Origin of the sequence: Nocardia sp. NPDC060220, from assembly GCF_042727815.1 — a bacterium.
In the GTDB taxonomy this organism is placed as follows: domain Bacteria; phylum Actinomycetota; class Actinomycetes; order Mycobacteriales; family Mycobacteriaceae; genus Nocardia.
Genome location: NZ_JBHWZY010000137.1, coordinates 1 through 11,013, shown reverse-complemented (window position 1 = coordinate 11,013; position 11,013 = coordinate 1). Strand labels below are relative to the sequence as shown.

Annotated in this window: 12 protein-coding genes; 6 read left to right on the top strand and 6 right to left on the bottom strand. The window is 68.0% G+C overall.

The annotated features are described in order from the left end of the window. Positions 1-100: 100 nt before the first annotated feature. Positions 101-769, bottom strand: coding sequence for a response regulator (locus ACFWF3_RS09785; RefSeq protein WP_378992271.1), 669 nt, complete (start codon positions 767-769; stop codon positions 101-103). A gap of 105 nt (positions 770-874) precedes the next feature. Between ACFWF3_RS09785 and rpe the strand changes: the two genes are divergently transcribed. Genes rpe through ACFWF3_RS09770 form a run of 3 tightly spaced genes read left to right on the top strand, consistent with a single transcriptional unit; the run spans position 875 to position 4,277 of the window. Continuing rightward, complete coding sequence (rpe, locus tag ACFWF3_RS09780; protein ID WP_379313287.1) at positions 875-1,600, top strand: ribulose-phosphate 3-epimerase; 726 nt, start codon at positions 875-877, stop codon at positions 1,598-1,600. Further along, on the top strand, positions 1,600-3,591 hold the full coding sequence (gene tkt / locus ACFWF3_RS09775; RefSeq protein WP_379313285.1) for a transketolase: 1,992 nt from the start codon (positions 1,600-1,602) through the stop codon (positions 3,589-3,591). Before rpe ends, tkt begins: the two co-directional genes overlap by 1 nt. Further along, positions 3,588-4,277, top strand: coding sequence for an HAD family hydrolase (locus tag ACFWF3_RS09770; RefSeq protein WP_378992267.1), 690 nt, complete (start codon positions 3,588-3,590; stop codon positions 4,275-4,277). The genes tkt and ACFWF3_RS09770 overlap by 4 nt, the downstream gene beginning before the upstream one ends. Positions 4,278-4,296: 19 nt before the next feature. On the opposite strand, the gene ACFWF3_RS09765 is transcribed toward ACFWF3_RS09770, so the two are convergent. The 4 genes from ACFWF3_RS09765 to ACFWF3_RS09750 all read right to left on the bottom strand — a co-directional run bounded on the left by ACFWF3_RS09765 (position 4,297) and on the right by ACFWF3_RS09750 (position 8,323). Beyond that, positions 4,297-5,172: a phosphoribulokinase gene (locus tag ACFWF3_RS09765; RefSeq protein WP_378992266.1), complete on the bottom strand. Its 876-nt coding sequence runs from the start codon at positions 5,170-5,172 to the stop codon at positions 4,297-4,299. An 11-nt stretch (positions 5,173-5,183) separates the two neighbouring features. Beyond that, on the bottom strand, positions 5,184-6,260 hold the full coding sequence (locus tag ACFWF3_RS09760) for a class 1 fructose-bisphosphatase (protein WP_379313283.1): 1,077 nt from the start codon (positions 6,258-6,260) through the stop codon (positions 5,184-5,186). An 82-nt stretch (positions 6,261-6,342) separates the two neighbouring features. Beyond that, positions 6,343-7,773 carry a DHA2 family efflux MFS transporter permease subunit gene (locus tag ACFWF3_RS09755; RefSeq protein WP_379313282.1) on the bottom strand — a complete coding sequence of 477 codons (1,431 nt, stop codon included), beginning with the start codon at positions 7,771-7,773 and terminating at the stop codon, positions 6,343-6,345. Positions 7,774-7,846: 73 nt separating this feature from the next. Continuing rightward, a complete protein-coding gene (locus tag ACFWF3_RS09750; protein WP_378992259.1) occupies positions 7,847-8,323 on the bottom strand; it encodes a MarR family winged helix-turn-helix transcriptional regulator in 477 nt (158 codons plus the stop codon). Between the two features lie 109 nt (positions 8,324-8,432). On the opposite strand from ACFWF3_RS09750, the gene ACFWF3_RS09745 reads away from it, so the two are divergent. Then, a complete protein-coding gene (locus ACFWF3_RS09745; RefSeq protein ID WP_378992258.1) occupies positions 8,433-9,443 on the top strand; it encodes an LLM class flavin-dependent oxidoreductase in 1,011 nt (336 codons plus the stop codon). Between the two features lie 7 nt (positions 9,444-9,450). On the opposite strand, the gene ACFWF3_RS09740 is transcribed toward ACFWF3_RS09745, so the two are convergent. Beyond that, entirely contained in the window at positions 9,451-10,059 is a 609-nt protein-coding gene (locus tag ACFWF3_RS09740) for a DUF4126 domain-containing protein (RefSeq protein WP_379313280.1), read from the bottom strand. A 143-nt stretch (positions 10,060-10,202) separates the two neighbouring features. Between ACFWF3_RS09740 and ACFWF3_RS09735 the strand changes: the two genes are divergently transcribed. Together ACFWF3_RS09735 and ACFWF3_RS09730 are read left to right on the top strand one after the other, a co-directional pair. Beyond that, positions 10,203-10,679, top strand: coding sequence for a DUF1772 domain-containing protein (locus ACFWF3_RS09735; protein ID WP_378626429.1), 477 nt, complete (start codon positions 10,203-10,205; stop codon positions 10,677-10,679). A gap of 27 nt (positions 10,680-10,706) precedes the next feature. Next, positions 10,707-11,013: PPOX class F420-dependent oxidoreductase (locus ACFWF3_RS09730; protein ID WP_379313279.1), on the top strand; the 307-nt coding region annotated here is incomplete at its 3' end.

Here is an 11,013-nt window from a genome sequence, read left to right as displayed (position 1 = left end):
ATGCTCAGATCCTGGCCGTCGACGGCGTAGAGCAGCACGCCTTCGGCGCCGAGCAGTGGCGCCAGCTCCGCCGCCGTGGGCACCGCGCCGCTCGCGAAGCTCACCGGAACAGCCCCTCCCGCAACGCGACCGCGATCGCCCCGCTGCGATCGGACACCCCCAGCTTGCGATACAGCCCGCGAATATGGGTTTTCACGGTGTCCTCGCTGACCACCAACTTGCTCGCGACCGCGCGATTGGAGTGGCCGGAGACCAACAGCCCCAGCACTTCCGACTCACGCTGGGTCAGTCCGAGGTGCGCGCCGGACCAGAACTGGCCCGCGCTGAGCCGGGCCGCGGCCAGCGCCACCCGACCGGCCAGTGCGGCGTCGACCACCGTCTCGCCTTCGCGGACGCGGCACAACTGGGCGACCAGTTCGCGCCCGTCGACCCGCTTGAGAATGTAGCCCGACGCCCCGACGCGCAGCGCCTGGTACAGGTAGTGCTCGTCGTCGTAGACGGTCAGCAACACGACCTTGGTCTCGGGATATTGCAGGGTGATCTGACGGCACAGATCCAAGCCACTGGCCTTGCCGATGCGAACATCGCACAGGACGATATCGGGCCGATGTTCGGCGACCATCCGCAGCGCGGCGGTGTCGGTGGTGGACTGGCCGACGATCATCACGTCGTCGGGAAAGTGTCCGAGCATGGCGTCGAGCCCGTGCAGCACCATTTCGTGATCGTCGACGAGCACAAGCTTCAACGGGGTCGGAGGTAACTCCGGCATCACTCCACCCTACGGCGAGCGGCAGCGCGGCTACGGGCATTGACGAGATCTCACCCGGACCGCCACCCCCGAGGGGGAGTGCGGCGGGTACGCCGGTGCGGTCCGATGAACGGACCCGATCAGAAAGGCCGCGCCATGCCGGAGTCCTCAGTTCGTCGGCCGCTCATAGTGCCGTCGGTCTTGCCCGCCGATTTCGCCTGCCTCGGTGAAGAAGTGCGCGATCTGTGCGCGGCGGGCGTCGACCGGATCCAATGGGACGTGATGGACGGCGTGTTCGTCCCCAACCTCACCTTCGGTCCCGATGTCATCGCGTCGGCGCGTTCGCACAGCACCGTGGGGTTCGAGGCGCACCTCATGGTGGTGAATCCCGATGGGCTGCTCAGCACGTACGTCGACGCGGGTTGCGAGCTGATCATCGTGCACGCCGAAGCCTGTACGCATCTGCATCGCACGCTTGCCAGGATCCGCGAACTGGGCGCGCGCAGCGGCGTCGCGGTGAATCCGCACACACCCGCCGAGGTCGTCGCGCACGTGCTGGCCGAGACCGACCTGATCCTGGCCATGACCGTGAATCCGGGTTTCGGTGGGCAGGCCTACATTCCGGCCGTGGAATCGAAGATCGCGCGGTTGCGCCGGATGATCGACGAGTCCGGGTACTCCATCGAGCTCGAAGTGGACGGCGGGATCACCGGTGACACGATCGGCGGCGCGGCCGCGGCCGGCGCCGACGTGTTCATCTCGGGATCGTGGATGTACGGCTGCCCCGAAGGCAAGGCGGCCGCGGTCAAGCGGCTTCGCGATGCCGCCACCGTCGCGGGAGTGGCAGCCTGATGACCGATATCGCGCCAACGACTTTCACGCCGTCGGTGGAGACCGACCAGCTCGCCGTCGACACCCTGCGCTTCCTCGCGGCCGACATGGTGGAGGCCGCGCAGTCGGGTCACCCCGGCATGCCGATGGGGGCGGCGCCGATGGCGTGGACGCTGTGGAGCCGGCACCTGCGCCATGACCCGGCCGATCCCGAGTGGGCCGATCGGGACCGGTTCGTGCTCTCGGCCGGACACGGGTCGGCGCTGCTGTACGGACTGTTGCACCTGTTCGGCTACGACCTGCCCGTCGAGGAACTGCGGCACTTCCGGCAACTGGGGTCGCGGACGCCGGGTCATCCCGAGTTCGGGCAGACGCCCGGCGTGGAGTGCACCACCGGCCCGTTGGGTCAGGGGCTGGCGATGGCGGTGGGCATGGCCCTCGCCGAGCGGATGACCGCCGCCCGGTATCCGGAGGTCACCGGTCATCGCACCTACGCGATCGTCGGCGACGGCTGCCTGATGGAAGGTGTCAGTCACGAAGTCGCATCGTTCGCAGGGCATTTGGGGCTCGGCGGGTTGACCGTGCTGTGGGACGACAACGAGATCACCATCGACGGCGCGGTCGGGCGCTCGTGCGGTGACGATCAGGTGGCGCGGTTCGCGGCCTATGGGTGGCATACCGAAGTGGTGCCGGACGGGACCGATATCGAGGCGATCGACGCCGCGCTGACCCGGGCGAAGGGTGATCCCCGGCCGAGCTTTCTCGCGGTGCGCACGGTGATCGGTCACGGTGCGCCCGGCGTCGCCGGAACGCCGAAGGCGCACGGCTCGCCGCTGGGCGCCCAACGACTCGCACAGGCCAAAGAGCTGGCGGGATGGACTCTTCCGCCGTTCACCGTGCCCGAGCAGGTCGAGGCGACGTGCGCGGTGCTGGCCGCGCTCGGTGGTGCGGAGCATGCGACCTGGCTCGAGGAGTTCGCGTCGTTCGACGCCGTCGCGCCGGTGCGCGCCGCCGAGTTCCGGCGCGCCCGTGCGCGACTGCTGCCTGCGGGTTTGCCGGACGCGCTGGAAGCCGTCGCCGCGCGGGCACCGCGCGCCACCCGGCAGTCCTCGCAGGCGTGTTTGCACGCGGCGCTGTCGGTGATGCCGGAATTGGTGGGCGGGTCGGCCGACCTGGCCGGGTCGACCGGCACCGTGTGCGGCGAGGTGGTGCATCGCGACGACTTCAGTTCCAGCGCTGTCGCTTTCGGCATTCGTGAGTTCGGGATGGCGGCGATTCTGAACGGGATGAGCCTGCACGGCGGGTTCCGGGTCTTCGGCAGTACGTTCCTGGTGTTCGCCGACTATCTGCGTCCCGCCCTGCGGCTGTCGGCACTGATGGGGCAGCCGGTGATCTATGTGCTCACCCACGATTCCGTCGCGGTCGGCGAGGACGGGCCGACGCATCAACCCGTCGAGCAGGTCGAGTCGCTCCGGGTGATTCCGGGGCTGCAGGTGTTGCGACCGGCCGACGACGGGGAGACCGCTCTCGCTTGGGAACTCGCGCTGAGCCGGGTCGACGGACCGACCGCGCTGATCCTGTCCCGCCAGTCACTGCCCCAGCTGGAACTCGCGGAGAGTGCTACCTGGCCCTATAGTGCGCTCTCGAGAGCCGACGCGGTCGGCACGGCGGCAGGCAGATCATCCACAGCAGCGCTTCCCACCATCCACATCGTCGCTACCGGTTCGGAAGTCGCACTGGCGGTCGCCGCCGCCGAGCAGCTACGGGCAGAAGGGTTCGCCGTGCGGGTGGTGTCGGTGATGGATCGGACGCGCTTCACCCGCGACGCCGCGGCGCACACCATCAGCATCGAGGCGGGAAGCACGGCGGGCTGGACCGGGCTGGTCGACCTGGCGATCGGGATCGACGACTTCGGGCACAGCGGCCCCGGCGACGAGGTCATGGCCCGTCACGGATTCACCGTGCGCGCCGTACTCGACCGGATTCGCGAATACCTCGACGGTGCACCGTGACTCGCCTGCGGGCGGTGATCTTCGACGTCGACGGCACCCTGGTCGACAGCGAGCGCGACGGCCATCGGGTGGCTTTCAACGCGGCCTTCGCCGAGGCGGGTCTTCCGGATCGCTGGGCGGTCGAGGAGTACGGGAAGCTGCTGAAGGTGGCCGGGGGCGCGCAACGGCTGGCGTTCTGGTTCGAACAGCAGGGCAGGCCCGTCGAGCAAGCGCGGGCGCTCGCGCATCAGGTGCACCGCACCAAGACCCGCATCATGCGGCAGATGGCAGCGGACGGGCACATCCGTGCCCGTCCGGGCGCGCGGGAACTGATCGAACGGCTCCGGTCGCACGGTGTCCGATTGCACGTGGCGACCACCGGCACCCGCGCGTGGGTCGAACCCCTGCTGAAGCACGCTTTCGGTGAGCCGTTCGACACCGTGACCACCGGCACCGAAGTGCCCGTCCTGAAGCCGAGCCCCGCGGTGTATCTGGATGTCCTGATCCAGACCGGACTGTCCCCCGATCAAGCAGTGGCCGTGGAGGACTCGTCCAACGGCGTGCGGTCGGCGGTGGCCGCGGGACTGCGGTGCGTGGCCGCCCAGAACGCCTACACGCGCACCGACGACCTCTCGGCGGCAGTGCTGGTCGCCGACGGGCTCGACGACCCGGAGCTGGTGACATGGTTCGACGGCCACCTCGCCTGAGGTGGCCGTCGAATCGGGCTCAGCGCGTGCGGCCGCGACGTTCCATGAGCCGCAACAGCATCGGCGTGAAGATCAGCTGCATCGCCAGGTCCATCTTCCCGCCCGGACACACGATCGTGTTCGGGCGCGACATGAACGAGTCGTGCAGCATCGACAGCAGATACGGGAAGTCGATGCCGTGCGGGTCGGCGAACCGGATCACCAGCATCGACTCATCTGGCGTCGGAATAGTCCGGGCCACAAAGGGATTCGATGTGTCGACCACGGGAACCCGCTGGAAGTTCACATGGGTGCGGGAGAACTGCGGGCACATGAAATTCACGTAGTCGTGCATGCGGCGCAGGATCGTCTCGGTCACCGCCTCGGTGGAGTAGCCGCGCTTGTCCTTGTCGCGGTGCAGCTTCTGGGTCCACTCGAGGTTGATCACCGGCACCACCCCGATGAGCAGGTCCGCGTACTGTGCCACGTCGACCTGTTCGTTGGCGACCGCCCCGTGTAGGCCCTCGTAGAACAGCAGGTCGGTGCCGGGGCGCAGGTCCTCCCACGGTGTGAAGGTGCCGGGTTCCTGGTCGTAGGGCGCCGCTTCCTCCTTGTCGTGCAGGTACTTTCGCACCCGGCCCGTACCGGTCTCGCCGTAGCCGCGGAACAGCTTCTCGAGGTCTTCGAACAGGTTGGCCTCCGCGCCGAAATGGCTGAAGGTGTGGTCACCGTCCGACAGCGCTCGCGCCAGCTCCTCCTTCATGCCGGCCCGGTCGAACCTGTGGAAGCTGTCGCCCTCGACGTACGCGGCGTCGATGCCTTCCCTGCGGAAGATCGAATCGAACGTGCGCATCACCGACGTTGTTCCGGCACCGGATGACCCGGTGATGGCGACGACAGGGTGCTTGGCGGACATGAATCTCCTCCTCAGGTGGTGGAACGGTAGAGACCGCGGAGACCGAACAGCGGACTCCACTGACCGTCGGGCTCCTCGGCCGCGTCGGCGTGGTATCTCACGATGCGCGCTACCTCGTCGCGGGAACCGAAAATGAACGCGATCCGCTGGTGCAGTTCGGTGGGGGCGACGTCGAGGATGCGCTCGCGACCGGTCGAGGCCAGGCCGCCGGCCTGCTCGATCAGAAAGGCGATGGGGTTGGCCTCGTAGAGCAGCCGCAATCTGCCCGCCTTGGCTGGGTCCTTCGAGTCGCGCGGGTACAGGAACACCCCGCCCCGGGTCAGGATGCGGTGGGTTTCGACCACCAGCGACGCCACCCAGCGCATGTTGAAGTCCTTCTCGCGCGGACCCGTCGCGCCCGCCAGGCATTCGTCGATGTAGCGGCGCACGGCCGGTTCCCAGAATCGCCGGTTGGAACTGTTGACCGCGTACTCCGAGGTGGACTCCGACAGCCGCAGGTTCTGCCCGGTCAGGAAGAACTCGCCCAGTTCGGGATCGAGAGTGAAGGCGTGCACGCCGGTGCCGACGGTGAGCACGAGTTGCGTCGCGGGGCCATAGATCGCGTAGCCTGCGGCGACCTGCTCGGTGCCGGGCTGCAGGAAGTCCACCGTCGTCGCGTCGATGCCGGGGTTCGGGGCGCGCAGAATCGAAAAGATGCTGCCCACAGCGACATTCACGTCGATATTGGACGAACCGTCGAGCGGATCGAACGCCAGCAGGTATTTGCCGCGCGGATAATCGGGCGGGATCGCATACGGGTCGTCGAGCTCCTCCGACACCATTCCCGCCAGCTGGCCGCCCCATTCGTTGGCGCGCAGGAACAGCTCGTTGGCGACCACGTCGAGCTTCTGCTGCTGCTCACCCTGCACATTCACCACACCGGCGCCGCCGAGGACGCCGGTGAGCGCACCGGAGGCGATGCGCTTGGAGATCGCCTTGCAGGCCAGCGCGACGTCGAGGATCAGGGAATTGAGCTCACCGCTGGAACCGGGATGGCGCCTGCGCTCTTCGATGAGGAATTGGGTCAACGTCGTGCGATCGGTCAGCATCTTTCGAGGACACCACCGAACCCCCCGGGCGGACATCCACCCGGGGGGTGAATCGCGGGGGTGGTTACCGCGATTCGTCGCGTCAGAAGGCCGGGACCGCTTGCGCGGCCGTTGCCTCCTCGGACGTGTGCCGCTTGCGCAGCACGGTGACGCCGACGACCAGGGCCGCGGCGAGCAGTCCGGCCGCGACCGTGAACGCCAGCCGGTATCCGCTGGTCAGAGCGGCAGCGTCGGACGCTCCGGCCACCAGTTCGGTGCCGGTCCGTGCGGCGGCGAGGGTGGACAACACCGCGACGCCGATCGCCATGCCGACCTGCTGGGTGGTGTTGAACAGCCCCGAGGCCAGGCCGGCGTCGTCGGCGTCGGCGCCCGACATGCCCAGCGCGGTGAGTGCGGGCAGCACCAGCCCGCCACCGGAGACGGCCACCATCACCGGCAGCACGTCGGTGAGGTAGCCGGCATCGACCGGAAGCCGCGTCAGCCACGACATCCCGGCCAGCAACAGGGACAGACCCGCGATGAGCACGGCCCGCTCACCGAAGCGGGTGATCAGGCGGGCAGAGGCGAACAGCGACACCCCGCCGATGGCGACGGCGGCGGGCAGCATGGCCAGGCCGGTCTGCACGGCGTTGTAGCCCAGCACCTTCTGCAGGTAGAGCGCGACGATGATCTGGAAGGCGAACATGGCCGCGAGAGTGAGCATCTGGACCACATTGGCGCCGGATACCGTGCGGGAGCGAAAGATTCGCAACGGCAGCAGCGGGTTGGTCGCGGTGGCCTGACGGAGGACGAAGGCCGCGAGCAGTGCGGCGGCGAGTGCGCCGAGGCCGAGAGTGTGCGCCGAGACCCAGCCGTAGCGTTCGACTTCGACGACGGTGTAGATGCCGAGCATCAGACCGACGGTAACCAGGGCCGCACCCAGTACATCGGCGCCGGCGGACCAGCCGAGGCCGCGGTCGGCGGGCAGCGCTCGCACCGCCACCAGCACGGTCAGCACGCCGATCGGCACGTTGATCAGGAAGATCCAGTGCCAGTTCAGCGCGTCGGTGAGCACACCGCCGAGCACCTGTCCGATCGAGGCGCCCGCGGCGCCCGTGAAGCTGAAAACACCGATGGCCGTTGCGCGTTGGCGGGGTTCGGTGAAGATCGTCACCAGGATGCCGAGGACCACCGAGGCGGCGATCGCGCTGCCGACGCCCTGCAGGAATCGGGCCCCGACCAGCACGGCGGGGGTGGTCGCGACGCCTGCCAGCACCGAGGCCGCGGTGAAGACGACGGTGCCGGTGATGAACATCGTCTTGCGCCCGATCAGGTCGCCGAGGCGTCCCGCCAGCAGGAGCAGACCGCCGAAAGCGATCAGGTAGGCGTTCACGGTCCAGCTCAGGCCGGCCGGCGAGAAGCCGAGGTCCTCCTGGATCGCCGGCATGGCGACGGTCACGATGCTGCCGTCGAGGATGGTCATCAGCATCGCGGCCGACAGCACCGCGAGAGCGGTGCGCTGGGACTTGGTCATGGGGTCATCTCCTGCTCGAAGCGAACAAGAGAGACCGTACTAGATAGTTCCGTAGCAGACAATCTATAACGGACTATTGCCTCGCGCGACGCGCGGGCGCAGCGTCGACCGCAGTCGACAGATGCCCTTCCACCAGGTGATTCAGTGCACGCAACAGGGATTCACGCTCCGCCTTCGGCAGCGAGCCGAGCGCCCCCCGATGGACGCCGTCGACGATCTCGGTACTGCGCGCGGCAAGTTCGGCACCGGCCGGAGTCACCGAGATGATGCGCGCGCGACGGTCGGCGCTCGACGGCTTCCGTTCGGCCAGACCCGCCTTCTCCAGCGCGTCGACGGTGACGACCATGGTCGTCTTGTCCATATCGCCGAGCTCGGCGAGCTGAGCCTGGGTGCGCTCAGCCTCCAGCGCGTGGACCAGCACGCAGTGCATGCGGGCCGTGAGCCCGATCTCGGCCAGCGCCGCTGCCATCTGCGTGCGCAGGACGTGGCTGGTCCGGTCGAGCAGGAAGGACAGGTCGGGTTCGGCGCGCGTGGTCGCCAGAGCGGTCATACCGCTCATTATAGTTTTGTCATAGATAATCCGCATACATCCATAAGTCGGGAATGTTATCGGACTGCGGTCCGTTTAGATGGGGACCACATCCCGAAGAGAGGTTCACATGGAACTGGGGCTCACCACCTTCGCCGAGCTGTACCCGACCGGCGACCGGCCCGCGCCGACCGCCGCCGAGCGGCTGCGCCAGGTGGTCGACGAGGCCGTCGCGACCGAGGCCGCCGGGCTCGACGTGTACGGCGTGGGTGAACATCATCGCCGGGATTTCGCCGCGTCCTCCCCCGCTGTCGTCCTGGCCGCCGCGGCCGCCAGGACCGAGCGCATCCAGTTGACCAGCGCGGTGACCGTGCTCAGCTCCGACGACCCGGTGCGCGTGTACCAGGACTTCGCCACGCTCGACGGGCTGTCGAACGGGCGCGCGGAGTTGATGGCGGGGCGCGGGTCGTTCACGGAGTCGTTCCCGCTGTTCGGCTACGACCTGTCCGATTACGACGCGCTCTTCGAAGAGAAGCTGGCACTGCTGCTGCGGGTGCGCGAGGAAGGCCCGGTCACGTGGACCGGGCGATTCCGGGCACCGCTGCACGACGCCACGGTGTATCCGCGCACCGATGATCGACCGCTGCCGGTCTGGATCGCGGTCGGCGGCAGTCCCGAATCGGTGATCCGCGCCGGGCTGCTGGGTCTACCGCTCGCCCTCGCGATCATCGGCGGTCAGCCGGCACGGTTCAAGCCGCTGGTCGAGCTGTATCACCGGGCGCTGACCGAAGGCGGCCACGAGAAGCAGCCCGTCGCGGTGCACGCGCACGGGTATGTCGCCGACACCGACGCCCAGGCAGTCGCCGAGTTCTACCAGCCCTACGCCGGGGCGATGTCGGTTATCGGCCGGGAGCGCGGCTGGGGACCGATGACGCGCGAACAGTTCGACGCGCTGCGTTCGCAGAGCGGTTCCCTGTTCGTCGGCACCCCCGACTACGTGGCAGGCAAGATCGCCGAGGTCCGCGACACCCTCGGCCTCGACCGCTTCATGCTGCACACCAGCGTCGGGACGCTGCCGCCCGAGCAGGTGCTGCACAGCATCGAACTGCTGGGCACGAAGGTGGCCCCGCAGGTGCGGTGAGCAGGGTCTATTCGAGCGCTGGGTCGACGCCGGTGGTCCGGGCGGCCCGGCGTTCTCGCCTTCGTCGGCGGTAACGGCTGATTCGGCTGGCGCACAGATAGACCACCCACAAACCGATGGCCAACAGGGCCGCGGCGATCACCGCGGCCAGCACCGGGAAGAACACCGCGAGGGTGAGGACGCCGCCGACCGTGAGGTCCTCGGCGGTGCTCACCGCGATATTGGTGACCGGTTCCGGCGAGGTGTTGATCGCCATCCGGGTGCCCGCTTTGACGATGTGGCTGAGCAGGGCGGTCGTGCCACCCACCGCCGCGGCGAACATCGTGGGCAGTGAATCGTCCTGCCCCGCGATCAGTGCCGACACGACCGCGCCCGACGCGGGCCGCACCACCGTGTGCACCGCGTCCCAGAACGAGTCGAGGTACGGGATCTTGTCCGCCACCGCCTCGATCAGAAACAGCACCCCGGCGGCGACGAGCACATCGGTGCGCAGCAGCCCCGGCGGCACATCGCCGGCCCACCCGATCCGACCGAACAACCCCAGCAGAAACACCACCGCGTACGCGTTGATACCGCTGGCCCAGCCCGCGGTGAAGATCAGAGGGAGCACCGACACCCGCTCAGACTAAGCCCGCCTGCCGACACCGCGCGGCAAGGACGTGCAGCGGCGATATCTAGCATCGCTAGACAAGCTAGCGAGCAACTGTTACCTTTGCTCCATCATCTAGCGCTGCTAGATATCGAGGAAGGAAAGCCGAAATGCTCATCGTCACCGGCCAGATCATCGCCACCGCCGCTGTGCTCGCCAATGCCGTCGTCTACGGCACCGATGTCTGCGCGGCCGTGATCATGCGGTCGGTGTACCGCAAGCTCGATGACGCGACCGTCACTATCAGCGCGGGGTGGGGCCACTACTACGGCGACCGGCGCATGCCGGTGGTCGGTGCAGGCGGTGTGATCACCGCGGTGCTCACCCTGCTCATCGCACTGTTGGCCGGCCAGATCGGCGCCGCGGTCGCGGCGGGGATCGCGGTGGCGGCACTGCTCACCTGGCTCGCCCTCTACGTCCGCATCGCCAAGCCGATCAATGCCAGGCAGACCGCCGCCGCCCAGAGCGGCGTCATTCCGGCCGATGCCCGTGCGCTGCAGGACAAGTGGGACAGCATCCTGAAGTACCGCGTCACCCTCCAGTTCGTCGCCATCGCCGGACTGTGCGCCGCGCTGATCCTGTTCTGATATCGAATTCACCGAGGAGAATCCGTCATGAGTTTCACCAGCAATGAACAGCAGTTCCTCGCGGAGGCCGGGATCGGCCGGCTGGCCACGGTGTCGCCCGACGGCATTGTGCAGAACAACCCGACCGGCTATCGGGTGAACGCCGACGGCACGATCGATATCGGGGGTATGCGGATGCGCGGCAGCCGGAAATACCGCAATGTCGAAGCGGGCAGCCGGGTCTCGTTCGTCATCGACCAACAGGTTTCCTGGGAGCCGTACGTGATTCGCGGCATCGAGGTACGCGGCACCGCCGAAGCGCTCGACGACGAGCAGCCACCGTTCGAACACCAGG